Source organism: Rhodococcus sp. C-2 (genome assembly GCF_027854095.1).
Lineage (GTDB): Bacteria > Actinomycetota > Actinomycetes > Mycobacteriales > Mycobacteriaceae > Rhodococcus_F > Rhodococcus_F qingshengii.
The window spans coordinates 1-23,747 of record NZ_JAQGFI010000009.1 but is presented as its reverse complement, the minus strand read 5'-3'; the positions used below and the strand labels follow the sequence as shown (position 1 = coordinate 23,747).

At 63.7% G+C, this 23,747-nt stretch carries 22 protein-coding genes and 3 pseudogenes; 12 read left to right on the top strand and 13 right to left on the bottom strand.

Annotation, left to right across the window (positions count from 1 at the left end; all coding sequences use genetic code 11):
• Nucleotides 1–359 precede the first annotated feature (359 nt).
• The 5 genes from PCS43_RS19425 to PCS43_RS19405 all read left to right on the top strand — a co-directional run bounded on the left by PCS43_RS19425 (nucleotide 360) and on the right by PCS43_RS19405 (nucleotide 3,648).
• A complete protein-coding gene (locus PCS43_RS19425; RefSeq protein ID WP_197486168.1) occupies nucleotides 360–659 on the top strand; it encodes a DUF4342 domain-containing protein in 300 nt (99 codons plus the stop codon).
• A gap of 242 nt (nucleotides 660–901) precedes the next feature.
• Nucleotides 902–1,849: an ABC transporter ATP-binding protein gene (locus PCS43_RS19420; protein ID WP_064074431.1), complete on the top strand. Its 948-nt coding sequence runs from the start codon at nucleotides 902–904 to the stop codon at nucleotides 1,847–1,849.
• Complete coding sequence (locus PCS43_RS19415) at nucleotides 1,846–2,685, top strand: ABC transporter permease (RefSeq protein WP_064074430.1); 840 nt, start codon at nucleotides 1,846–1,848, stop codon at nucleotides 2,683–2,685. Before PCS43_RS19420 ends, PCS43_RS19415 begins: the two co-directional genes overlap by 4 nt.
• A gap of 55 nt (nucleotides 2,686–2,740) precedes the next feature.
• Nucleotides 2,741–3,016, top strand: a complete 276-nt coding sequence (locus PCS43_RS19410) for a hypothetical protein (RefSeq protein WP_156525029.1) — start codon at nucleotides 2,741–2,743, stop codon at nucleotides 3,014–3,016.
• Nucleotides 3,013–3,648, top strand: coding sequence for a hypothetical protein (locus tag PCS43_RS19405; protein ID WP_064074428.1), 636 nt, complete (start codon nucleotides 3,013–3,015; stop codon nucleotides 3,646–3,648). The genes PCS43_RS19410 and PCS43_RS19405 overlap by 4 nt, the downstream gene beginning before the upstream one ends.
• A 176-nt stretch (nucleotides 3,649–3,824) precedes the next feature.
• Here PCS43_RS19405 and PCS43_RS19400 read toward each other — a convergent pair whose 3' ends face one another.
• The gene (locus PCS43_RS19400; RefSeq protein ID WP_331712743.1) at nucleotides 3,825–4,208 is read right to left on the bottom strand and encodes a VOC family protein; all 384 of its coding nucleotides are present in this window, start codon (nucleotides 4,206–4,208) and stop codon (nucleotides 3,825–3,827) included.
• A gap of 842 nt (nucleotides 4,209–5,050) precedes the next feature.
• Here PCS43_RS19400 and PCS43_RS19395 point away from each other — a divergent pair.
• Entirely contained in the window at nucleotides 5,051–6,061 is a 1,011-nt protein-coding gene (locus tag PCS43_RS19395) for a zinc-dependent alcohol dehydrogenase (RefSeq protein ID WP_064074438.1), read from the top strand.
• Between the two features lie 117 nt (nucleotides 6,062–6,178).
• Here the strand turns inward: PCS43_RS19395 and PCS43_RS19390 are convergent, their stop codons facing one another.
• Nucleotides 6,179–6,937, bottom strand: a complete 759-nt coding sequence (locus PCS43_RS19390; RefSeq protein WP_082893182.1) for a VIT1/CCC1 transporter family protein — start codon at nucleotides 6,935–6,937, stop codon at nucleotides 6,179–6,181.
• Nucleotides 6,938–7,088: 151 nt separating this feature from the next.
• Nucleotides 7,089–7,379: a hypothetical protein gene (locus PCS43_RS19385; protein ID WP_231915190.1), complete on the bottom strand. Its 291-nt coding sequence runs from the start codon at nucleotides 7,377–7,379 to the stop codon at nucleotides 7,089–7,091.
• Between the two features lie 307 nt (nucleotides 7,380–7,686).
• Between PCS43_RS19385 and PCS43_RS19380 the strand changes: the two are divergent.
• The 3 genes and pseudogenes from PCS43_RS19380 to PCS43_RS19370 all read left to right on the top strand — a co-directional run.
• A pseudogene (locus PCS43_RS19380) lies at nucleotides 7,687–8,330 on the top strand (response regulator).
• Nucleotides 8,327–10,015: a sensor histidine kinase gene (locus tag PCS43_RS19375; protein ID WP_064074427.1), complete on the top strand. Its 1,689-nt coding sequence runs from the start codon at nucleotides 8,327–8,329 to the stop codon at nucleotides 10,013–10,015. The pseudogene PCS43_RS19380 and the gene PCS43_RS19375 overlap by 4 nt, the downstream one beginning before the upstream one ends.
• A 55-nt stretch (nucleotides 10,016–10,070) precedes the next feature.
• Nucleotides 10,071–10,793, top strand: a pseudogene (locus PCS43_RS19370) (transposase); the annotation flags it as partial.
• Between the two features lie 444 nt (nucleotides 10,794–11,237).
• On the opposite strand, the gene PCS43_RS19365 reads toward PCS43_RS19370, so the two are convergent.
• The 4 genes from PCS43_RS19365 to PCS43_RS19350 all read right to left on the bottom strand — a co-directional run bounded on the left by PCS43_RS19365 (nucleotide 11,238) and on the right by PCS43_RS19350 (nucleotide 16,179).
• Complete coding sequence (locus PCS43_RS19365) at nucleotides 11,238–11,930, bottom strand: SDR family NAD(P)-dependent oxidoreductase (protein ID WP_064074426.1); 693 nt, start codon at nucleotides 11,928–11,930, stop codon at nucleotides 11,238–11,240.
• 112 nt (nucleotides 11,931–12,042) lie between these two features.
• Complete coding sequence (locus tag PCS43_RS19360; RefSeq protein WP_054801418.1) at nucleotides 12,043–12,366, bottom strand: putative quinol monooxygenase; 324 nt, start codon at nucleotides 12,364–12,366, stop codon at nucleotides 12,043–12,045.
• A gap of 55 nt (nucleotides 12,367–12,421) precedes the next feature.
• Nucleotides 12,422–13,246 carry an alpha/beta fold hydrolase gene (locus PCS43_RS19355; RefSeq protein ID WP_064074435.1) on the bottom strand — a complete coding sequence of 275 codons (825 nt, stop codon included), beginning with the start codon at nucleotides 13,244–13,246 and terminating at the stop codon, nucleotides 12,422–12,424.
• A 149-nt stretch (nucleotides 13,247–13,395) separates the two neighbouring features.
• Complete coding sequence (locus PCS43_RS19350; protein ID WP_064074425.1) at nucleotides 13,396–16,179, bottom strand: ATP-binding protein; 2,784 nt, start codon at nucleotides 16,177–16,179, stop codon at nucleotides 13,396–13,398.
• Between the two features lie 137 nt (nucleotides 16,180–16,316).
• Here PCS43_RS19350 and PCS43_RS19345 point away from each other — a divergent pair, with 137 nt between their 5' ends.
• Nucleotides 16,317–16,748: a hypothetical protein gene (locus tag PCS43_RS19345; protein ID WP_064074424.1), complete on the top strand. Its 432-nt coding sequence runs from the start codon at nucleotides 16,317–16,319 to the stop codon at nucleotides 16,746–16,748.
• 73 nt (nucleotides 16,749–16,821) lie between these two features.
• Here the strand turns inward: PCS43_RS19345 and PCS43_RS19340 are convergent, their stop codons facing one another.
• The 5 genes from PCS43_RS19340 to PCS43_RS19320 all read right to left on the bottom strand — a co-directional run bounded on the left by PCS43_RS19340 (nucleotide 16,822) and on the right by PCS43_RS19320 (nucleotide 21,421).
• The gene (locus PCS43_RS19340) at nucleotides 16,822–17,109 is read right to left on the bottom strand and encodes a hypothetical protein (RefSeq protein WP_064074423.1); all 288 of its coding nucleotides are present in this window, start codon (nucleotides 17,107–17,109) and stop codon (nucleotides 16,822–16,824) included.
• A gap of 57 nt (nucleotides 17,110–17,166) precedes the next feature.
• Nucleotides 17,167–18,408 (bottom strand): low temperature requirement protein A, encoded by a 1,242-nt coding sequence (locus PCS43_RS19335; RefSeq protein ID WP_064074422.1) that lies wholly within the window; start codon nucleotides 18,406–18,408, stop codon nucleotides 17,167–17,169.
• Nucleotides 18,405–18,764: a hypothetical protein gene (locus PCS43_RS19330; RefSeq protein ID WP_064074421.1), complete on the bottom strand. Its 360-nt coding sequence runs from the start codon at nucleotides 18,762–18,764 to the stop codon at nucleotides 18,405–18,407. Before PCS43_RS19330 ends, PCS43_RS19335 begins: the two co-directional genes overlap by 4 nt.
• Before the next feature lie 433 nt (nucleotides 18,765–19,197).
• Nucleotides 19,198–20,724 carry an aldehyde dehydrogenase family protein gene (locus tag PCS43_RS19325; protein ID WP_007728168.1) on the bottom strand — a complete coding sequence of 509 codons (1,527 nt, stop codon included), beginning with the start codon at nucleotides 20,722–20,724 and terminating at the stop codon, nucleotides 19,198–19,200.
• A 343-nt stretch (nucleotides 20,725–21,067) separates the two neighbouring features.
• Complete coding sequence (locus tag PCS43_RS19320; RefSeq protein ID WP_064074420.1) at nucleotides 21,068–21,421, bottom strand: hypothetical protein; 354 nt, start codon at nucleotides 21,419–21,421, stop codon at nucleotides 21,068–21,070.
• Between the two features lie 326 nt (nucleotides 21,422–21,747).
• Here PCS43_RS19320 and PCS43_RS19315 point away from each other — a divergent pair, with 326 nt between their 5' ends.
• Nucleotides 21,748–22,455, top strand: coding sequence for a LysR family transcriptional regulator (locus PCS43_RS19315; RefSeq protein WP_231915024.1), 708 nt, complete (start codon nucleotides 21,748–21,750; stop codon nucleotides 22,453–22,455).
• Entirely contained in the window at nucleotides 22,434–22,610 is a 177-nt protein-coding gene (locus PCS43_RS19310; protein ID WP_231915025.1) for a hypothetical protein, read from the top strand. The genes PCS43_RS19315 and PCS43_RS19310 overlap by 22 nt, the downstream gene beginning before the upstream one ends.
• Nucleotides 22,611–22,922: 312 nt before the next feature.
• Here the strand turns inward: PCS43_RS19310 and PCS43_RS33485 are convergent.
• A pseudogene (locus PCS43_RS33485) lies at nucleotides 22,923–23,006 on the bottom strand (transposase); the annotation flags it as partial.
• Between the last annotated feature and the right edge of the window lie 741 nt (nucleotides 23,007–23,747).

Sequence of the window (23,747 nt, the reverse complement as noted above, 5' to 3'; positions counted from 1 at the left end):
TTCCCGCTCGCGCTCTGTCCATCCTGTGATGATCGCCGGTTCAGCGACCCGACCATAGGGTCACTGGTCACCACGACGACCAGCGGGGCCGAGTGGTGCGGACTGCCGAAAGACCCTGCCACTGCGAGTAGGTGCCCACGGTCTGGGCGAAGGTCATCATCAGTTCGAGAGCCCCGAGCTCACTAGTGCTGTGCGGCGCTCGACATCTGCATCCGTAAAGAACTGCCCCGCAGGTACAAAGACTCTACGCACGCGATATGCCGTCCTCGACACTGATGACGGGTAGTCGATCGGCTACCCGGCGCCCCGATATCGCACCGCGTCCACATCGTGCGTTGGTACAGAACGGAATGTCGACTATGCAGGAACAGGGAAATTCAGTAAACGGATCCATGGGCGCCGCTCCTCCTACGAACAGCTTCCAGGTTCAGGGAGCTGAGGTCACTGATGCGGTGAAAAAGCTGCTACATGATGGCAACGTCCGAAGAATTGTGGTGAAAAACGACCATGACCACACTATTTTCGAGATTCCGGTCACGGTTGGCGTCGTGGTCGCCATAGCGGCACCTGTTCTGGTCGCAGTTGCTGCCGTCGCCGCTGTGGTGAAGGACTGTCGAATCGAGGTTCATCGCGAGACCGAAGAGATACCGGTCTCCTGACAGCGTTGCCGATTACCACAGACCCTGTCCGCTCCCTCAGTTCATCCCTCCGACGAAGGAACCCATATGCGTAGGCTTACAGCAACTCCGGGAGCCGAGGGGATGCGCGATCGCAGCCCGCAATTTCACGTGAGTGCCAGCGATGAGGAACGCGAGGCCGCGGCCTGTGCGACCGATACATGGCCCGGAACGATCTGCACCGCACCGACAGCGTCTGCGCAACCGAATTCTGGTAGGCCGTGATGAGCCACACGATCGAAGTTCGAGAGCTCAGCAAGAGCTACGGCGACAAGCTTGTGATCGACAACCTGTCTTTCGAAGTCGAATCCGGTTCAGTGACAGGGTTTCTCGGACCGAACGGGTCAGGCAAGTCCACCACGATGCGATTGATCGTCGGGCTCGACTACCCAAGTCATGGACACGCCCACATCAACGGCCTGAACTACACCCAGCTCCGTCAGCCCTTGCGTGAAGTCGGCACACTCTTGGATTCCGAGGCTGTTCACCCAGGTCGATCGGCGTACAACCATCTGCTCTATCTCGCTCAAACACAGTCTATTTCGAGGCACCGTATCGATGAGGTCCTCGATCTCGTCGGCCTCCGTGACGTCGAGGGAGAACGTGCGGGTTCCTTTTCGCTCGGTATGCGCAAACGTTTGGGAATCGCAGCAGCACTCTTGGGGGATCCGACGACCTTCATCATGGATGAACCGATCAACGGATTGGATCCAGACGGCATCTTCTGGATGCGCTCCATGATGAGGCACCTCGCAAGCGAGGGAAGAACTGTGTTCGTCTCCAGCCATCTCATGGGCGAAATGGCGCAAACCGCTGACAACCTCGTCGTGATCGATCACGGAAAACTGATAGCACAGTGCACCACCAAGGAATTGGTCGCTCGAAGCAGCCACACCTCGGTGTTGGTGAGGTCATCCGATTCGCCGGCACTCGTCGAACGTATCGCCTCGGCCGGCGGGCATACCGGCGCGCGTGATGACGGCGCACTCACCGTGCGTGATATTTCCGCTCAGCGTGTCGGCGAACTCGCCAATCAGCATCACATCGCGATCTACGAGCTGACACCGGAAGTGGCTACGTTGGAGGAAGCGTTCATGAACCTCACCCACCCTGCAATGACGCCCCACGAGCGGTCGCTGATGCCTCTCGCCACAGAAAGCGCCGCGAGATGAGTATCTCCGCGTTCCATGACGAACCCGCTGCGCCTGCGCAGCACCTCAGCAGCCTGAATTTTGTGGGATTGCTGAAATCGGAGTGGACCAAACTCGTATCGCTCCGCTCGGCGATCTGGTCCCTGTCGCTGCTGGTTGTCGTCACTGTCGGTTTCACTGCGCTGTTCACGTGGTTTACCGTGGCGTACTGGGACAGAGTCGATCCGCTGGCCCAAATGCAGATTGTGGCCGACCCTACTCGCCAGATTCTCGGCGCCGGTTTTCAGCTCGGACAGCTGGCGGTGTGTGTCCTCGGCGTTCTCGTCATGACCAGCGAGTATGCCAGCGGAACGATCAGAGCGAGCCTGCTGGCGGTTCCTGCGCGGATACCGGTCCTGGCCGCCAAGTCCGGACTGTTCATGGTTGTGGTCTTCGTGGTCGGCGAGCTCGCGGCCTTTCCGGCGTTCTTTGTCGGATCGGCGGTGATGGGGTCGCGTGTGTCGGTGTCGTTGGGTGATCCGGGTGTCCTGCGAGCCGTAGTCGGTGCGGGTCTGTACCTTTCGGTGCTGGGAGTGATAGCGATCGCGATCGGCGCTCTCGTCCGCCACACAGCGGGAGCCGTCACCGGCATCATCGGTTTCGTTCTCGTTTTGGCGCCCCTTGCTCAGCTGCTGCCCGGCAGTATCGGGCAGCACGTCCACGCCTATTTACCCTCGCAGGCCGGGAGCTTGATCGCCTCACCGAAGCAAGCCCCCGGAGATCTGCTCTCGGCATGGCAAGGTTTCGGCGTCGCGGTGATCTGGACCGTACTCTTGATCGGCTTCGCCGGTTACATGCTCAGACGTCGAGACGCGTAGACCGCACCCAAAACTGGTGTCGAACCGATTCGAAGACAAAACAATTGAGGCTCCCGTGACGACCATCGACCACAGTCCTGCACATGTGCTGCCAACCGTTGTGACCACAGTATTCGCCGCCGACCCAGAAGCGCTCCACCCGCTTGCCTGGTCGAATGCCGCTTTCGCGGCAATCGGTGCAGTCGCGGATCCGACAACCACCTCTGCAGAGGCGTGGCCGAAAGTCGCGTCGACGACAGCGGGGTGCACAGGCGAGTTCGGTGCCCGAGGGGCCTGGAGCGAAACCAGCCGCGTCTCGGCTGGGCAGCACGAGGATGTGGGCGCGGAATGAATGAGGCTGCGGAATCGATCGGCGGTGCTGGTCTCATTGCTTTTCACATACTTGCATCGAGGCCGTTGCGTCGGTGGAGAATTGGCTGGGGTGCGACGGCATCGGAGATCGCAGAGACGCTTCCCGGGGATGAGTTCGTCCCGAACGCGTCATGGTCGTACACACACGCGATCACTGTCGATTCCGCAGCAGATCAGTTGTGGCCGTGGCTGATTCAAATAGGCCAACAACGTGCGGGTTTCTACAGCTATCGCGGACTGGAGAACATGGTGGGATGTAACATCACGAGTGCGGCAGGTATCAATCCCGACTTCCAACTCCTCGAAGTGGGTGACAAGGTAGCTCTGCACCCGAAATCACCCCCTCTGACCGTGACGATGATCAAACGCGGCACGACAATGGTTCTTCTCGGCGAAGGCCCAGACATAGCCGACCATGCTCTGTGGTCGTTCCATCTACGTCCCATAACCTCGGACAGAACACGACTGATCGAGCGGGGGAGATACTCACATGGACAGTCATGGGCCAGCCGCCTTGCTTTCGGATGCTCGATCGTCGAACCGATAGGTTTCGTGATGAGCAGGAAAATGTTGCACACACTCCGCGCGAACGCCGAAGCGATGCCACGCTAGATCGAGCCGCTGCTGAGCTGGTACGGCCCTCGAACCTGTCGACGAGACGACATAGCAGGCAGGGCGCCGTCAGAGAGAGTGCCCTGCAGACTGGTCGCTGGCCCACCACCATCTTGGCAAGTGGCCGGCCAGCGGCGGTGTCGACAGCTTTCCGGTTGCGAATCATGCGAGGGTGGTTACCCGCGGAATCGGGCAGCGATCACCTCGCGCGGGAACTGCGTCGGGCTCGGATACGCGATGACGATTCTGATTCCGTCCGGGTCGCGTCCGTCGAGAAGCGTCAGCCCGTCGGACGTCGAGACTGATGCCGACGCGTCGTGCGCGCGCATCCGTTCCGCTATCTGTGTGAATTCGTCTTCGCTGTCGGTGGACCACATGATGTAGAGGACTCCGGTGATGCCGGCATCGACGGGGTGAAATGCAGACTTCGCGTGCATGTAGATGTGAAATCCGTCAGGGGTCAGGAGCAACGCCGAGTCCGGCGTGCGCAGGCCCGTAGTGCAGGAGAACACATCACGATAGAACTGCACAGAACGATCCAAGTCGCGTACATGCATCATCGACGACGACACCTTCATCTCGGTCCCCTTTCTCGGACATGATCCACCAGCGGCAACTGCGGGCCACTGTCCTGTGTGAACCTTCCTTCGTTTCGCACCTGAGGACGTGAACACAGATTCTTTGCTTCGCCAACGGTGATCGAAAAAAATTGTGGCTCAATGTTTTTCGGATCGGCACCAAATGGACTGTCGCGCTTCCGCTCCGCGACGGCTCTCACCGCAACCCAGCGATATCGCGATCGTAGACACCGGTGAGCGCCTTTCGTAGGGTGGGCCAGTGCGTGGGTAAACGGATTGTGTTGCATGGCATGGGCGCTCGCACGCCAACGGGGGTGTGGGAGATGTCCATCCGGGATTCCTCATCGCCGTTCTGTCGTCGTTCATCGCGTGACCGCCGTGTTTGTCCAGTGTGCTCGGTTGCTGCTTAAGTCGAGTAGGGCCGAAAGACCGCCATGGACACATACGCCCGGAAGTGCACCGCGGTTCCGGTGAAACACCGGTGTCGGCACCGCCGCACCAGTGGCAACATGCATGGCCGCACCGCCGAAGCAGCGGTGCACCTCATCGCTCTTACGGTGATGCCAGTGTTCTCCTGAGGCGATTCCGGCGAGAGATTCGACGATAGGCAGTGCGGAAATGGGAATCATAGGCAAATGGGCGGCCATGACTGCAGGAAATCATGGGCCCGACCTTTTGGGGTGTTCAGCATTCGGGGTCCTTCGACCTGCCGGGGTGACCTCTGACCCTACTTGGGCTGTGCTTGGTCGCGGGAGCATCAGTAGGTGCGGCGCCGAGATCGGCCGTCGACTTTTCGAGTCCACCCCAATCTGAGGATGATCGCGATGAGAGCAGCAGTAGTGACAGAGTTCGGAGCACCCCTGGTCGTCCAGGACATTGCGATCCCAACGCCTGGGCCGGACCAAGTTCTGATCAAGATCGAAGCCTGCGGACTGTGCCACACCGATATACACGCAGCGAAGGGCGACTGGCCCGCCAAACCCACCGTCCCCTTCGTGCCCGGTCACGAAGGTATCGGAGTGATCGAAGCGGCAGGAGAGAACGTTTCCCGCGATCGTATCGGTCAACGTGTCGCGATCGCATGGCTCGGTTCCGCGTGCGGTGAGTGCGACCACTGTGTCTCCGGATGGGAGACACTGTGCGAGAAGCAGCAGAACAGCGGATACTCCATCGACGGGGCTTACGCCGAATATGCTGTGGCGCAAGCACAGTACGTAGTTCGTGTTCCCGATTCGATTTCGTCGTTCGATGCTGCCCCGCTCACCTGCGCGGGTGTGACCACGTACAAGGCGGTCAAGGTCGGTGGGGTGAGGCCAGCGCAACGTGTCGCGATCTTCGGTGTCGGCGGCTTGGGGCACATGGCAGTTCAATACGCCAGGATCGCCGGAGGTTTTGTCACGGCAATCGACATCGAGGACGACAAGCTCAAGCTCGCCGCAACATTGGGGGCGGACCACACTGTCAACTCACTGACCGAAGACCCCGTTGAAGCGATCCAGAAGCTTGGCGGTGCGGATGTCGCGATCGTGCTGGCGGTCGTTCCGAGCGTCTTCGACCAAGCGTTCCGCTCACTTCGGCGCGGGGGCCGACTGGTCTGTGTCTCGATGCCGGCGCATGGTGTGTTTCCGATCCCGATCTTCGACACCGTCGTCGGGGGTATCTCCGTTCTGGGATCGATAGTCGGCACACGTGAGGATCTGCGCGAGGTGCTCGAGCTTCATGCCGCCGGAAAAACCACCGTATCTGCAGTTTCGCGCAAACTCGACGACGTCAACGAATGCTTCGACGACATTCTCGCCGGCCGTGTCACCGCGCGCCTGGTATTCGAATTCTGATGATGGCGAAGCCGGTTCGGGCTGGCGCTCTGCTGACCAGGTGATCGGTGCGCGTTTCGGAGAGGTGTTCCACAGGCCACACACCACCTCGACGACAACGGTCGGGTCGGAATGCTGTCAGACCCCTGCCACTCCGAGTAACTGGCCGACGGCGTAGGTGATGATCATTGCCAGGGCCCCTCCCACGACCACGCGAACCACCGCGCGTCGGCGACTGGCGCCGCCCAACTGTGCACTGACTGCGCCGGTCAGAGCCAACGCAAGCAGAACAGCGACGAACGTCACCGGCACCCGCACCCCGGGCGGTGGGGCGAGGATCGCGATCAAGGGAAGCATGGCTCCGACGGTGAACGATATTGCTGATGACAGTGCCGCCGAGATCGGGTTGGCCAATGCATCGGGGTCGATTCCTAGTTCGATGTCGACGTGTGCGGCGAAGGCATCGTGAGCAGTCAATTCCCCCGCGACGTGGCGGGCGGTTTCTTCGCTCAGGCCTTTGTTCTGGTACATCGCGATCAATTCGTCGAGTTCGGCGTCCGGGGTGTGGTCGAGTTCGTGGCGTTCTGTGGCCAGCAGTGCGCGTTCGGTGTCGCGTTGGGTGCTTACCGAGACGTATTCGCCGAGTGCCATCGACACCGCGCCGGCGACGAGGCCCGCGACTCCGGCGGTCAGGATCGGGCCGCGATCGGTGGAGAGGGCAGCGACTCCGACGACGAGGCCTGCGACGGAGACAATGCCGTCGTTGGCGCCGAGTACGCCCGCGCGTAGCCAGTTCAGCCGTGACGACACGCCACTGGTGTGCGGCTCGTCGTGGGTCGGGCCGCTACTGTCGTTGTCGGGTCCGTCCGGGATCGCGGGCTGGGGCGCGGCCGTCATGATCGTGGGCGTTTCGTGAAGTGCGCGCTGGCGCAGGTTTCGTCGCCGCACACGAACCACTCCGCGCTGGCTTTTGTGTCGTGCGAGGTCGAATCTCGACGATCACTTATGCTGCCGCAGGCCAATTCACGGATAGTCCAGGGCAGTGGTGTCACCTGAATCCTCTGTTCTTGCTGTGGCAGTAGCTCGAGATGCGTTGACGGGCCAACCGTTCGCTCAACTCGGGCATCGCTGCGTAGGACACCCAGGAAAGGTCGAGAATGCACCCGTCGAGGACGATTTCCACTCCTTCTAGGGAAAACTGGCCCGCGAACTCCAACGCCAACCGTGCGACCGTCACAGCACGACGGGGGCCGTATGGATCTGTAGTCGCTTCCTCTTCGACGATTCGCGAAGCGATGGAGCTTCTTTCCCTCGACGATCGGGTCACGGTGTGCGTCATGTGCATCGAACTTTCCTTTACAGGTGAAGAGGTGAATTCAATTACCCGCCAAGGATGCTCGGCCGACCGGACGATCAGGTAGGGCCGAACGGCCACCGAAAGCCACTGTTGTCCCAAAAGGGGACTTAGTAGTAGTCCTCGAGATGCTCGTCTGTCGACATCGAGGGACCGAGGGGAGCGGCCGTCCGGAGCCCTGAAGTTTAAGTACGGAACAAGTGACAAAAGACCTCGAATAATCAGCTTCAGGGCGCCGATCGCCAGTGAGAGATCCGTAGGCTGGTGAGGGGCGGGGAAGAGGAGAACAGTTGTGATCTCGGTGTTTCTCGTTGACGACCACGAAGTGGTCAGACGTGGTCTGGTCGACTTGATCAACAATGATCCCGATCTCACCGTGATCGGTGAGGCAGGAACTTACGCGCACGCTCTGGCTCGAATCCCAGCGTTACGCCCGAACGTGGCGGTGCTGGACGTGCGATTGCCCGATGGTGACGGCATCGAACTGTGCAAGAAACTGCATTCGAAACTCCCCGACGTCAAGTGCCTGATTCTGACGTCGTTCACGAAGACAAGGCCATGCTTGACGCGATTCTCGCCGGCGCGCACGGCTATATCGTCAAGGACATCACCGGCATGGCTTTGGCGAAGGCGATCAAAGACGTCGGCCACGGAAAGTCCCTGCTGGACAATCGCGCCGCCGCTGCTCTGATGAGCAAACTCCGAGCCGCTGATGAAGCGGACAACGAGCTGAGCGACCTGACCGATCAAGAATGTAAACTTCTCGCCCTTTTAGGGGAAGGTCTGACCAATCGTCAGATCGCCGAGCGCATGTTTCTCGCTGAAAAGACGGTCAAGAACTACGTGTCGCGGCTCCTGGCCAAACTAGGTTTGGAACGTCGAGCCCAAGCAGCGGTGTTCGCATCGAAACGCACACTGAAACTGAACCGGCGATGACGGAACCCACCGTACCCGCGGAGCCAGAGCAAACCGACGCCATCGCGCACTCGGAGCTGCCCGACGATCACATCGAAAGTCGAGCTGCTCGCGAGAGGACCGATGGGCTACTGAAGGCGATGCTTGTCGTCGGCGCCGGCCTTGATCTGGAACAGACGCTGCGCTCGATCGTGCATGCCGCGATCGAGCTCGTCGGCGCTCGCTACGGCGCACTTGGAGTCCGCGGACACGACGACCAGCTCACACAGTTCGTCTACGAGGGCATCGACGAACTCACTCGCGCCCGCATCGGTCCGCTGCCGACTGGTCGCGGCCTTCTCGGGTCTATCGTGACCGAGTCGCAGCCACTACGAATGACGACACTGTCCTCGCACCCTTCCTCCGTGGGATTCCCGCCCCACCATCCGCCTATGAACACCTTTCTCGGCGTGCCTGTCCGGGTCCGTGAGACCGTGTTCGGAAATCTCTACCTCACCGAGAAATTCGGGGGAGGCCCCTTCTCCGAGGAGGACCAGGCGGTCGTCGAAGTGTTGGCGTCCGCGGCCGGGGTCGCGATAGAAAATGCACGACTGTTCGAGGAATCCACTTCGCGGCAACTCTGGCTCGAGGCAACCCGCGAAATAGGTGAAGCACTGCTCTCGGGAGTCGCTGTCGAGGACGTGCTCCGCCTGATCGCGTGGCAAACTCGTCAACTCACCGGTGCGGACCGCACCTTCATCGCCGAACCAGTCGATGCACTCAGCCCGGACTCCGACCTGGTCGTCACCGTCGCGGACGGCAATTCGCCGGAAGAAGTTGTCGGGCACGTGATTCCGGCGATCGGCTCGACGATCGGCAGGTCCTTCCTCACTCGTACTTCTATCCGCGGCGAACACCTCGAATTCGACGTCAATCGTGGCTCTCATATGCAGTATGGGCCGGCGTTGGTCTCTCCACTGCAGACACCGGACTCGGTCTCGGGTGTCCTGGTGGCGCTGCGAGAGCGAAACGCCGAGCCCTTCAGCGAACAACAACTGGCATTGCTGACCACTTTCGCCGACCAGGCCGCTGTGGCACTTCAAATGGCGTATGCGGCGAGGCGATTACGTGAACTCGACGTGCTCAAGGATCGTGATCGGATCGCCCGCGACCTGCATGACAGTGTGATTCAACGTATCTTCGCCGCCGGCCTCTCGTTGCAGGTCACCGCCCAGCAAAGCCCTTCCGAGACTACGAAAGCTCGATTGGCGGCCACGATCGACGACCTGCAAGAAGTTGTCCAAGATGTTCGCAACGCCATCTTCCACCTGCAGGGCAGCACGCTCTCGGAGTCGACACTGCGAGCCAGACTGCACGATGCCGTCGACGAAATGTCCGCGGATTCATCCGTGCGCATCACTATTCGCGTGAACGGTCCTCTGTCGGTCATCGACCAGACCATGGCCGATCACGCGGTGGCGGTGATCAGGGAGGGAGTCAGTAACACCGTTCGCCATGCCCGAGCACGGACTGTGAAAGTCGCGCTCTCGATCAGCGACGACATCCGAATAGACATCACCGACGACGGCATCGGCATCGCCGATTCGGTGGCGTCGAGTGGACTCGACAACCTCCGCAGTCGCGCCACCGAGTGCGGAGGTTCATTGACTGTCCACAAGATGCCCAGCGGTGGGACCTCCCTGGTGTGGGCGGTTCCGCTGCCGTAGTCGGCACTGCGTGACCAACTACTACCGGCCTCGATTCGGCAGAAACAAGTACAGATCGGGCACAATCCTCGTTCGTGGCGACTCCGCCTACGGCACTCGTTCCGTCGTGACCGCCTGCTTGCGCGCGAAAGTCGAATTCTCGGTCGTGATGGCCAAGAACACCGCCGTCGCGCGCGCCATCGATTCGATTGCCGATGAAACCTGGACACCCGTGAAGTATCCCGGCGCGGTCCGTGACCCCGACACGGTGCCTGGATTTCCGATGCCGAGGTCGCCGAAACCACTTACACCGCTTTCGCTTCCAGCAAGAACCCGGTCACCGCCCGGTTGATCGTGCGCCGAGTCAAAGATGCGCGATTTCCGGACGCGTTGTTTCCCCGTCTGGCGGTATCACCCGTTTTTCACCAGCACCACCGGGCTCACCGCCGACGCAGATGTCACCCACCGTCGGCACGCGATCATCGAAACCGTGTTCGCCGATCTCATTGACGGACCACTTGCACACATGCCGTCGGGGAAGTTCGGGGCGAACTCCGCGTGGGTGTTGTGCGCGGCGATCGCCCACAATCTGCTTCGAGCTACCGGCGTTCTTGCCGGTGATCGGTATTCTCATTCCCGAGGTGCGACGCTCCGACGCAAGATCGTCAACATCCCAGCTCGATTGTGTCGGCCGCAACGAAAACCGATTCTGCGACTACCGACTCACTGGCCGTGGTCCGCTGCGTGGCTTCGATTGTGGGCCAACACTATCGGACACAGCCCGCCGTCCATCGCTTGAAACCTGACCGAATCGCCGGAAGCGGCCCGACACCTTTCAATCGTGGAAAAGCTGGGTAGACCAGCGGTCACACCATGTCTGGAAGCAGCGCTTGCTCGGGCCTTTCATCCGCATTGACTCTCACGGGCTCGTCGGTGGATTCAGGCTTAATAATGTTTTGGAGCAATTTCCGTGATTGGTCCTGAATGTGTCAACGAATGAGAAGTATTCGTTTGTGGAGCAAGTCGAAACCAGCTCGTCCATACATTTGCCGTTTGAGCGTCTTGATCCTTCGGTGGAATCTGACCACGCGGACGATCATGTTCTCCTCGGGTTGACCACGGAACTGAGGAGACGATATGAGCGGCACGGTGACGCTGGAGAACAAGTGGCCGATACTGGGCCTGTCCGGTGTGCCGAGTGAGGACGGTTGCCAAGCCTGTCCTGGCGTCGGGCTTGTCGCCGTCACCAGGGGAGCACGCCGGTGCGGTCGGTCACCGTGCCGGTGGGCGTGTTGGGCCCAAGGGTGGCGATACGCACCGCTGCCTCGGCGCCCTCCTCGACGCTCTGCCCGATGTGGCCGGTGAATTCGGTCGCGGTCTGCCCGGGGTCTACCGCGTTGAAGCGGACGTCGGGGATTGTTCTGGCGTACTGCGTGGTCAGCATGGTGACCGCGCTCTTTGACGAGCCGTAGGCGGCGAGCGGATACTGCGACTCGACCCGCTCAGGGTCGTGGGTCAGCGTGAACGAGCCGAGGCCGCTGGTGACGTTGACGACGGACGGGGCGGCCGCTTTCCGCAGCAGGGGCAGGAACGCGTGCGTGACGCGCACCAGTCCGAAGACGTTGGTTTCGTAGACGTGGCCGATCTGGTCGACCGTCATGTCCTCGGGGGCCGTGACTTCACCGAGGATGCCGGCGTTGTTGATGAGAATGTCCAGGTGGCCGACCCGTGCGCGCAGCGTCTTGACCGCCGCGTCGACCGACGCGTCGTCGGTCACGTCCAGCTGGACGAAGTCGGCGCCGAGCCGGTCGGCGGCCTTGCGTCCGTTCTCAGCGTCCCGGGCTCCGATCCAGACCGTCTGGCCCGCCTGGACGAGTCTGCGCGCGATCTCGTGGCCGAGACCCCTGTTGCCGCCGGTGATCAGTGTGATGGTCACGTTGTGTCTCTCCTGTGTATGTCGTCGGAGCGGGTGCTCCCGCAAAAGCGGTCAACGGGAGCACCCGCAGGGTAGGTTCGCGGTTGTGCGGCTCGCCGGCGGGCGTCCGGCGCTAGTGGGTGGGACGGAACGGGCGCAGGAGGCGGATGCCGTCCTCGATGGATCCGTCGATCAGTTCGAGCATCTGCGGGACAAGTTCCCGCATCCGGGGTGCAGCGAGGTGGGCGTCGAGGTGGGCGCGTGTCTCCCAGCGTTCGTAGATGACGAATTCGCAGGGTCTGCCCTCGATTTCGTGGGCCTCGTAGTCGATGTTGCCGGGGTCGTTGCGCGAGGGGGTGACGGCGGCGGTGATGAACGCCTTGAGCTCGGCCTCCCTGCCGGCCTTCGCCTTTGCGTCCCAGACGACGGTCACGTAGCCGGTAGGTGTTGCGGTCATGGTGATTCCTGTTCTGTTCCGTGCTGACGGGCTGAGTGTCGGTGCCAGACCGGTGTCAGCTCTCGATGAAGCTGAGGAGGTCGGCGTTGACGGTGTCGGCGTTCACGGTGCACATGCCGTGCGACTGCCCCGGGTAGACCTTCAGACGCGCGTTCTTGACCAACGTGACCGCCGTCTCGGCGGAGTTGGTGATCGGGACGATCTGGTCGTCGTCGCCGTGCATGATGAGCGTGGGCACGTCGATCGCCCGGAGGTCGTCGGTGAAGTCGGTCTCCGAGAATGCCTTGATCCCCTCGTAGTGCGCCTGCGCGCTGCCGGTCATTCCCTGGCGCCACCAGTTCTGGATGACGCCCTGGGAGATGTCCGCGCCCGGGCGGTTGAACCCGTAGAACGGCCCGGAGGCGAGGTCGAGGTAGAACTGGGAGCGGTTGGTAACCACGGCCTCGCGGAAGCCGTCGAAGACCTCGATCGGCAACCCTTCCGGGTTCGATTCGGTCTGGACCATGAGCGGCGGGACCGCTCCGATGAGGACGGCCTTGGCGACCCGCCCCGCACCGTGCCTGGCAACGTACCGGGCGACCTCTCCACCACCGGTGGAGTGGCCGACGTGGACGACGTCGCGCAGGCCGAGGTGCGCCACCACGGCGGCGGCGTCCGCTGCGTAGTGGTCCATGTCGTGCCCGTGGCCGACCTGGGCGGAGCGCCCGTGCCCGCGGCGGTCGTGGGCGATGACACGGTAGCCCCGCTGGACGAGGAAGAGCAGCTGGGAGTCCCAGTCGTCCGAGCTCAGCGGCCAGCCGTGGTGGAACATGATCGGCCGGCCCGAGCCCCAGTCCTTGTAGAAGATTTCGGTTCCGTCGCTGGCGGTGACGAACGGCATGGTCTGCTCCTTGTGGTCTCGCCCGGGTACCGGGCGGTTTCGATGTCTCCACAAGAATGACTCGGCCACCGTACCGACAGCCTCCGTCAGCTGACTGACATCCGGCCGGCGGCTCGCTTACGTCAGTGCCGGGGCCCGGCCGGTAGCGCTCACAGCCGGGCGGCCGAAGGCTCGGGAGGCAGCGCATCCAGAGCGTCGCGGAGCTCGGCCCGCGACGTGATCCCCAGTTTCGGGAACACATGGTAGAGATGCGATGACACAGTCCGCGGCGAAAGAAACAGACGCGACGCGATCTGCGGGTTGGACAGCCCCGTCGCCGCCAGCCTGGCGACCTCCAGCTCCTGCGGGGTGAGGGCCTCACCGGACTTACCCCGGCCGGTCCGCGTCATGCCGGTGGCGCGGAGCTCTGCAGCGGCCCGGGCCGCCCACGAATGGGCCCCGAGTTCCTCGAAGCAGTCGCGGGCGGCGGCCAGCTGCACCCGGGCGTCACGGTTGAGTCCTTGCCGGCGAAGCGCTTCGCCGTACGCCAGACGAGCATGACCGACCTCGAAGGGCCACTGCTCGATGTCCGGCAGTCCGAGGGCCTCCTCGAAGTACCGGACCATGTCCTCGGCAGTCGATGTCATCGCCGTGACCATGGCCGAGCTCAGCGCGAGCCGCGACGAGAGGTGGCCGACACCGGCGTCGCGCAGCGCGTCCGCGTGCCGTCGTGCCTCCGCGTGCCTCCCGGTGCGCACGGCGGCCTCGACGAGGTCCGGCGCGGACCACAGGGCCTCGGGGTTAAACGGCGGCAGCACGCCCGGGGCGCAGATCGCTGTGGCATGCCGGAAGGCCGTCTCGAAGTCGGCGGCGCCGAGGGCCGCCCGCGCCGCCGCTTGGTGGGCGCAGTTCTCCAGCCGCTGCAATCCCCTGGGCCTAGCCCACTCCCAGACGGCCTCACAGTGGCGGCGGCACGCGTCGAGGTCGCCGCGCTGGGCCGCGGTCATCGCCGCGATGTAGTGCCCCACCTGGGCGAACAAGTGGTATCCCGTCTCCTCGGACAGTGCGATGAGCTCGTCCGCGGCGTCGGCCGACGTCCGCCACCGGCCGCTGTACAGGTCGTCGAGGGCGACGAACATCAGGGCTGGCATGCTCGACCCCAGCGCGCCGCCGTCGCGTATGACCCGGGATACGGCCTCGCGACAGCCCGGAAGCCGGTCGAGGTACGAGGCGGTCAGGGCGGTGCGGATGACCACGTCGGCGTCACTCTTGTCCCTCAGCCGCGAGATCTCCTCGTCCAGGTGGCGCAGCATGCTGTCGGTGATGGAACCGAGGTCGTGGTGGACGCGCCCCAGTGACGCCGCGGCGGCGGGCGATGCCTCGGGGAGCTGATCGAGGACGTTGACCAGAGGCTGCCAGTGCTCGGGTCGGCCCGAGTACTGGCAGGCGAGGGTGAGAGTGAAGAGCGCGGTCTCCAGCTCCTCACGCGGCGGTCCGGGTATCACCGAGGCCTGCTCGACCGCCTCCATCAGGAGCGCGTGCGCGGTATCGGCTTCGCCTTCCGTGACGAGCACGAGGAAGCCGGCCGCCGCGGCCGCCGAGAGCGACCGGGCCGCCGGATCGCCCTCGACCTCACGCATGATCTCGTGGCTGATCTCCAGATGACCCGCGACCCAGGCGGCTACGTAGGCGGCCTTCGACAGGCGGCGCCTGCGGACCCCTCGGTCGGGACTCAGTTCGGCCGCACGCCGCAGCCTCGCGATGGCGCCGTCGGCGTCACCGCGTCGCAGGCTGCTCCGGGCTGCCGACTCCACGGCGGCGGAGACCGCCTCGTCAGGCGCCGTCGTGGCTCTCGCGAGGTGATCACCGCGCCGCTCGGGCTGGTCGCCCAGCGCGTCGGCCAGTTGGCGGTGGGCGCTGCGCCGCTGCTCGCCGGTGGAACCGTCGACCACCGCGGACCCGACCAGCGGGTGCCTAAAGCGCACCGCGCGGCCGTTCTCCGCGACCATGACCAGATGGTCACGCTCCGCGGGAGAGATTTGCTCGAGGCTGTCCGGCCCGCCGGCTGCCTCGAGAATGCCGATGTCGCCGGAGCCCTCGAGAGCTGCGAGCAGCAGTACCTCGCGTGTTCTCTGCGGCAGTCGTGCGACGCGGGCGCCGTACAAAGCGCGCACGTCCCGCCCTGGGCCGCTCGCCCACGCCGTCCCTTGCCCGTGTTCGTCGCCGGTCGCCCCCGTCGACCCGGCGAACTCGAGTAGAGCAAGGGGGTTTCCCTGTGCCTCGTGGGCCACGGTTGAAAGCACCCGGCGGGGGAGGTGGGCGAAACGCCGGGACAGCAGTCGCAGGGCGTCCGCGTCGTCCAGCGGCGCGATCTTGAGCTCCGGTAGGCCGACGGACCGGAAGGATTCGTCGGACTCCTCTCGCTGTGCTCCCAGCAGCCCGATGCGGCGACCGCCCAGTCTTCTGGCGACGAAACCCACCGCAGCTTGGCTCGCTTGGTCGACGGCATGAAGGTCATCGACCACGAGGAGGAACGGTTGCTCTTTCGCGGCCTCGTCGAACAGGGCCAGTGCCGCGTTCAGGACGGCGATCCGGCTCGACGCGGGACCGGCGCCGAGACCGAGGGCAACCTCGAGGGCCTCCCGCGTGGAACGCGGCAGACGACCAAGCTCGTCCGGCAGTGAACCGACGAGCTGGTGGAGTCCCGCGAAGCTGATGTCAGTCTCGTATTCGACGCCACTCCCGCGGACGACCCGCACTCCTTTCGCCACCGCCAGCTCGGCTGTCGCGTCCAGGAGCGCAGTCTTCCCCACGCCCGGATCGCCGGTGAGCAGCAGGGCGGCTCCATTCGTCCCGGCCATGTCCAGGAACGCCGCCAGCTCGGCGAGTTCCCCCTCCCGGCCGACCAGTCCGGCCGGGCCGACGCTCGTGTCTGTCCTTGACCTCGCCCACATTCGCCGCGTCCTTCGCTGTACCTCGCGAAGCGGTCGATCCACCAGCCACGCACTTGCCCAGTGATTATCGCACCTACCGGCAAACGGAGCGTGAAACCATCTGCTTCGCCGCCACCCACAGCTTCTAGACGAAGAGCATGCAGAACACCAGCCAGGCGCTGCAGTCCCACCGCAACGACAGCACGAAGGTCACGCGGATCATCGCGCCGGTCGCCTCCGCCGGCTACCGCCCCCTCGTCGCCGTCCTCCGAGACCTGCACAGTCATGATGAACGGCTCGCCGAGCAGTTCGCCTCCCGCGTCTACGCCAGCGGTCGGCGTAAAATCCACGTCCGATGCGACCGAGACGGACGGATCGTCGGCGTCGACGAGGACGACGCCGAAGACCAGGAACGCGGCGACGGTGACGCCGCTCCCGAGTCCACCTGCTCCACTTCTCCGCCCTGCCCGACCCGGCGACCATCGCGGCCGTATTGCCCACCTGGGTCTGCCGACCCGGATCCCTGGTCTGACCGCAGGTCTGAAGGCCCTGCGGCGCTGATGATTCGAGAACGAGATCGCCGAGAGTGACCCAGACCGGAATTGCCCCCTGGCCCTGTTGAGGAGCCAGAGGTCGTCCTTGGTGGAGAACAAGCCCTCGATGTCAGTCTTCTTGGGGAAGCCCTTCGAGTTGGCTGGGGACGGTGATGGGGGTGGCGTCGACATTGGCTGCCTGAGCAACGTTGAGGGCCGTGGCGGTCTCGGCTCCGTCGATGACTGCGTGACCTACTCGGCGGTGCCCACAGCGCGTACGGTCGCGTGAGTCACCGCGTCCGCGCCCCGCCGTGAGAGCGTCGTCCGGGGCCAGCGGGTTCGCGGTGCCGAGCGGGTGCATCCCCGGCGTCGGCGTGAACAACGTGTCGCCGTCGTTGAGCAGGGGCACCGGACGCACGGCGCGGGCGCCTTCGTACGCAGCGCCGGCCAGTTTCCCGCGGCGGCGAGGGTTCCCTCACAGAGCTGGCACCGCGGCGCTTTCCTCGCCTCTCCGGCGCTCCGGGCCGGCCCCGAGCGCCGTTAGCGTCACCCCGGCTGTCACCGCCAGCGCCGCCACCAGTCCCACCGCGAGCACCGTCCAGTGACCCAGGAACGTACAGACGACTACCAGCAGCGCGGTGACCGGCAGCACCGACTGCTGGGCGATTCCTACCTTGTAGAAGTGCGAGTGCAGCGCCCACACCGTGAGCAGGAACAGCGCTGTCGGCAGCGTCACCGCCGCCGACGCCGACAGCGCCGAAAGGTGCGCCTTGCCCACTGCCTGCTCCACCGCCACCTCCAGGCCGGCGCCAATCGCGGCACCTGAGACGAAGATCAGATAATGGCCGTAACCCCAGAGGAAGGACTGCCGGTTGGACCGGAGGTGCCCGTGGATGGGCACCGCGAAGTACACCCACCAGGCGGCGAAGATGATCAGCAGTCCGCCGGCGGCGATGGGCACCAACTCACCCAGAGCCTCGTGCTCGTCGATCCCCGACTTCACGGCGACGGTGGCCGCTGCGATGGTCTCGCCGAGCACGATGAGCGTGAGCAGCCCGTACCGTTCAGCGATGTGGTGGGGGTGCCAGGGCGTGGGGTGGGCGCGCTCCGCATACAGCGGTACGGCCATCTCCAGCAGCGCCATCACCAGGAAGACCCACGGGCGGCCGGCCTCCGGCAGGATCAGTAGCCCCAGCCAGCCGATCTGGCACAGCCCGATGGCGTACCGCAGCGCCATCGTCCGCTCGGGGCCCCGGCTCGACCGCGCCACGCGCAGCCACTGCGCCGTCATGGCTAGCCGCATGATCACATAGCCCAGGATGACGACCGGGTACGCGTGTTCCTCGAACGCCTGGGAGACCCCTGCCGTCAGGACGAGCACGCCGGCTATCTGGATCAGCGTGACGATCCGATACAGCACGTCGTCGTTGTCGTAAGCCGAGGCGAACCACGTGAAGTTCATCCACGCCCACCAGATAGCGAAGAAGATCATCAAGTAGTTGAGGATCCCATCGCCCGTGTGTCCCTCGACTATGGCGTGCACCAACTGGGCGCCTGCCTGGGCTATGGCCACGATGAAGCACAGGTCGAAGAAGAGCTCCAGTGAGGAGACGCCGCGGTGGGTCTCGTCGCGGCCTCGCGCCGTGAGCCTGCTCAGTGGTCTGTAATGTGCGGGCGCCGTGGAGCGTACCGGCGGCGGAGTTGGGCTGCTTGTCATCTGGTGAGCCAAGCTCCGAAACGCCGCTGCAGTCGGGGATTGATCTGCCAGACCATCGCTGCTGCTGCCGCCGGGACGAGTACAGCAAGTCGTACCGGCAGGTACAGATCTTCCAGAACAGGGTTCGTGGCCAGGCCCAGCAGGACGATGGTGGGGTAGATAGCGCACACGGTGAGCAGCCACAGCTTCCAAGGCCGGACGACGGCCGGAACGGTGGGGCCGAGACGGGGTTCGGCGTTCGCGAGATCGTTCCGTCTCTGCTCCCGGAGCATATGCCGGACGTCTGTCACTGTCGGTGGGCTTGGCAGTCCGGGATCGTCGGCACCGTAGGCATGGGAAACAAGTCTCTCGTTCATGGACCACTCCAAATCGTAATGTTGCGTTTTGATTCCATCGGTTCCTGCACGACCGACGCGATGTTGGCGCTGCGTGATGGGCTGTCCGCGCGCAACAGCGGCAGCAGTTGCCAGGTGAACAGCACAGGGCTCGGATGGTTTCACCGCCAGCCGCTGCGGGTGTCGTGCCGTCACTTCGGCCTCGAGATGCTGGGTCTTGGCCGGAGCGGACAAGTCGGCGATGAATTGCTCGGCCCTGAAATGTTGCGCCATCGGCACCGGTTGCTGCGGGTTGCGATCGTGCAGAAGCAACTGGTGCTCGGTTTCGTCAGACTCCTCAGCCAAAACAGACCAAGACCGTTCGTCGCTCCGGTGATCAGAATCGACGGCATGGTGCGGCCTTCTCATGCGAGGGCCCGGAGCCCGGGCGGGCTCCGGGCGAGTCATGTTCTGATCAGTGAGTGGACTGGGCGTGGTCCTGCTCCACATACACCTTGAGGGCCTGGAACTCCTCAATCGCTCGCGGGCCGCATAGATAGCCGTAACCGCTGCTCTTGACGCCGCCCTCCTCAAAGTCCTCGCTGATAGCTCCCCAGGTGTTGATCCATACAGTGCCGGTACGGATGCGCCGGGCGATCCGGCGGGCCTTCATCGAGTCCGAGCTGAACACCGAGGCGGCCAGGCCGTAGATGGTGGCGTTCGCCTTGGTCACGGCGTCGTCCTCGTCGTCGAAGATCTCGAACGTCTGGACCGGACCGAAGACCTCTTCCTGCACGATCCGGACGTCGGTGCGGTCCACCTCGATCAGGCTCGGCCGGTAGAACGCACCGGCGGCCAGGGGACCGTCGGTGACCACGCCGCCGCGCAGCAGTACCGTGCCATATGAGGTGGCTTCCTCGACGATCGCGTCCACCCGCTGGGCGGACGCCCTGTCGATCACCGGGCCGAGCTGGGCATCCTTGTCGTCGCCCGAACCGAGCCGCACCTGCGCGAGCGCGTTGGTGAGTCGAGTTCGCACCTGGTCGGCGATGTCCCGGTGCACCAGTACACGGGAGCCGGTGCAGCAGAACTGTCCGTTCATCAGCACCAGCGACTGCACCACGGTCGGGATCACCATGTCCAGATCGGCGTCAGGAAGGATCACCATCGGCGCCTTGCCGCCCAGTTCCAGACCGAGCCGCTTAAGCGTGGTGGAGGCCGCGGCCGCGATACGGCGCCCGACCGGCGTGCTGCCGGTGTAGTTGATCACGTCGACCTTGTCGGAGGAGACCAGGAACGGGGCCCCGGTGTTGCCGGACTCGGTGAACACGCTGACCACGCCCGCCGGGATCTCCGTGACCGAGGCCAGGGCCTGCGCGAAAAGCTCATTGGTCAGCGCCGTCTGAGCTGGAAGCTTGACCACGACGGTGCAGCCGGCGGCCAGCGCCGGGCCCAGCGCCCGCACAGTCAGCATGATGGGGGAGTTCCAGGGTGAGATGATCCCGGCGACACCAAGCGGTTCAGGCACCGAGTGGGTGTACTGGCCGGGTTCCGTCTCGGCGGCGCGCCCGGCGTTCTGGGTGCGCGCAGAGGCCGCCGCGTACCGTAGCCACCCGACCGCACCGCTGACCTCCCACGTGGTCTCGCCTAGCAGCTTGCCGTTCTCCCGGGACAACATGGCCGCAACCTCGGGTACCCGGGCTTCGAGGGCGTCGGCCAGCCGACTGAGTGCGGTCGCCCGAAGCGAGGGAGTGCGCGCCCATTCGGTGGTCTCGAACGCGGCGACGGCGGCGTCCACGGCGGCCGAGGCCTCCGCCTCGCCACCGTCGTAGAACGAGCCGACGACTGTGCCGTCGGCCGGGTTGATCGATTCCAGAACCGAGCCGGAGCCGGTCCACTGTCCGTTGATCCAGTGCTGCGCGATGGTGTTGATGGTCCGCTCCTCGTGGTCACGCCCGGGTACCGGGCGGTTTCGATATCTCCACAAGAATGGCTCGGCCACCGTACCGACAGCCTCCGTCAGCTGACTGACATCCGGCCGATGACTCGCTTATAAGCCGTTACCTTTCCGAGAACGGCGGGTGCGTTTCCGCTGTTCAAGGGGGGCGGTGTTTCGGAGGCAGGGACGAGGTGTCGTGTCGTGCTGGCTACAGCATGTGCATTTTGAATGACCGCCAGAACAGCCGAGCCGGCGGTATCGAAACATCGTTCTTCACGAAGAATCGCGTTTTGGATGGGGACAAGTTCCGAGTTAGGGGAGGTTCTTAAGGTTCTGAAGAACCTTGCGGGATGCTTCGGGGTCTCGAGCAGTTGCTCGGGACCCCCGGACGCATCACATGCGGGTTCTAGCGTCCGAAGCATTCGAGGAACTGTCTGACAAGTTCTTCGACGTCAAGGCCATAGCTGTTCAAGGCCTTCGCGGACTTCGACAGCTGCGACGACCGCGGGTGGTCGATATGCCGGGTCTCAAACGGGTGCGGCAGTCGGGTCGCTACCGAGTGTGGCGGACCTCGCACTCTTATCACGAGGGTGTGGTGGTACGGGTGATCTGCTGGTTCCCGCCCGACAGTGACGTAATCGTCGGTCACGTCCAGTTGGATGAAGTGCGCACCGAGCCGGTCGGCGGACGCACGGCCGTTCTCGGCGTCTCGGGCTCCGATCCAGACTGTCTGTCCGGCCTGGACGAGGCGGCGTGCCACTTCGTGGCCGAGGCTCCTGTTACCACCGGTGATCAATGTCGTGGTGATAGTTCTCTTTCTGGTATGTGGTGGTGCCGCTACCCTGCGCGGAGAAACACGCGGAGCACCAGCGACTTTCGGGGTGGCGGTAAGACTTGTCGCCTCCCGGGGTGGAAGGGGACCGCCGACGAGGGCCCTTCTAGTGGTCGGGCCGAAAGGGCAGCAGCAAACGAATGCCGTCCTCGATGGAACCGTCGATCAGTTCAAGCATCTGCGGGACGAGTTTCTGCATGCGCGGTGCGCTCAGATGAGCGTCGAGCAGCTCGTGGTTTTACCAGCGCTCGTAGATGATGAACGTGCCGGTGGACGTGTCTGATCTGGAAACGCGTGAGCTCCGGTATTTCCTCGCCGTTGCCGACGAGCTGCACTTCAGTGGGGCTGCAGACCGGCTCGGTATCGCGCAGCCGCCGCTGTCGTGTGCGATCCAGCGACTCGAGTCGAGGCTCGGCGTGAAGGTGTTCGAGCGCGACCGTCGCGGCGTCGAGCTCACCGACGCCGGACGGGTCCGGGTGAGCGAGGCGCGCATGGTGATCGAGGCGGTCGAGGCTGCGGCTCACCGGACTCGGCGAGCCGGAGGCCCTCGGGGACAGCTGGTGCTTGCGACGAAAGCAGGTGCGTCCCTTGAGCTGCTTGAGGAGGCTGCCAAGCGGAGTGACATTCCTGATATCGAGGTGCTGCTGTGTGAGGTCGGGGAGCAGGCGGCGCTGCTGCGTGGTGGCCGGGCCGATATGGCGATCATGCACCGGCCGGTCGATGACCTCTACGGCTTCGACACCGAAGATATGCTCGCCGAGGGGCAGGTGGCCATTGTTCCTGCGGGCCACTTTCTCGCGACGCGGACGCATGTCACGCTTTCCCTGATTCGAGATATCCCCGATCTGCCGTTGGCCCGGTGGCCGAAACTTGACGGCAGCTACCCGGAGGGTCCTGGGCCGGAGGTGCGTACCCAATCGGCTATAGCCCAGCTAGTCGCATGGGCAAGGCGCTCTTGGTAATTCCTGCCTCCAGTCGTGCGTGGCAGTGGCCACAACATGTGGCGATCCCGGTCACCGATGCCGTCGCGATCACCACGGTGCTGGCCTGGCCGGCAGGTAGTCGTTCCGCGGACATCGGGGCCCTGGCGCGATTGGCGGCCGAGGTCGATAGGTAAGAGGAACAGCCGGAACCAGCGTCGAGGTGCTGCGATAGCAGCTCTGTGCGCTGTCGGCATCCGACGAGAACAAGAATCAATCACGACCGCCAAATACACCCCCAAGCCGAAACGTATCGAAGTGAGCTAGCAACAACACATGTGGTACAGCCGCGTGGACTTGCGTTGCACTAGTGTGCTGGTTCTGGAATCTTCGATATATATTGGCGAGGAGACGAGCATCTCTTCGGCGGTCTTGCGCCAGACGAAGGGTTTCGGGTCCTGGTTCCAGTTGTCGATCCAGACATCTTTCTCCAGTGCCGCAACGCTTTTGCGGTCTTCGGCGCCGGTGAGGAACTCGCGCCAAAACTCGAACGACGCACTGTCGCCGACTGCGGTGACGAGGACTTCGCGGGTCCGTCGATCGAGACGCCGTGGACGCATGGCTGAAATGATGAGCGCGTGTAGGGCTTTGTCGATCCGCTGTCGCCGCAACCGTTTCCCATCGGCATGGGCAGGGGTCGGCAGGGCCGACTTGACCGGGCCCGTCAGCCGCCGACGCCGCCCGATGAACAACGGCACCTCTCGACCAGCTCCGGCCGGTCAGACACCGAACGGCACCCGGACGGGCCAGCACAGCAAAGAGAGCCGCTCCGCAGCGGGGCGTTCGCGTCAGGAGCTACCTCATTCCGCGGCGCACTGCCGCGTCGGCAATGCCGGGCAGAATCTAGGCCTATCGTACGGATTTTGACCACACCGACCAAGTTGTTCATTCGTTTAACCAGAAACTCTGCTTCTAGACGCGGCGGTCGGTTACAGATGATCAACACACCTTGCTTAGGCTTGCCCGCCAACGACTTCCACGTAGACAAGTCCCGAAGTTCGACACCAAGGCGCCAAAATATGGTCGTAAGCCGGGGAATGACGCTGGCAGTATCCTCACAGTCAATTGAGTACATTTCAAGCCTATCGGTTGTCCCCATCGACCGAAGGTGCGCCAAGCCGCAGCTAGTTAGACTGACATGCGCGTCCCAAGAGACATCAGCTGGGATTGCTTTTCTAGACATCTGAGTGCGATCTTCCGAGTTCGCGCAGGCGAGTCTTGTACAGCTCGATGTTGCCGAGCTTGATGTCTTCGTAACCGCGAACCACGTCCGG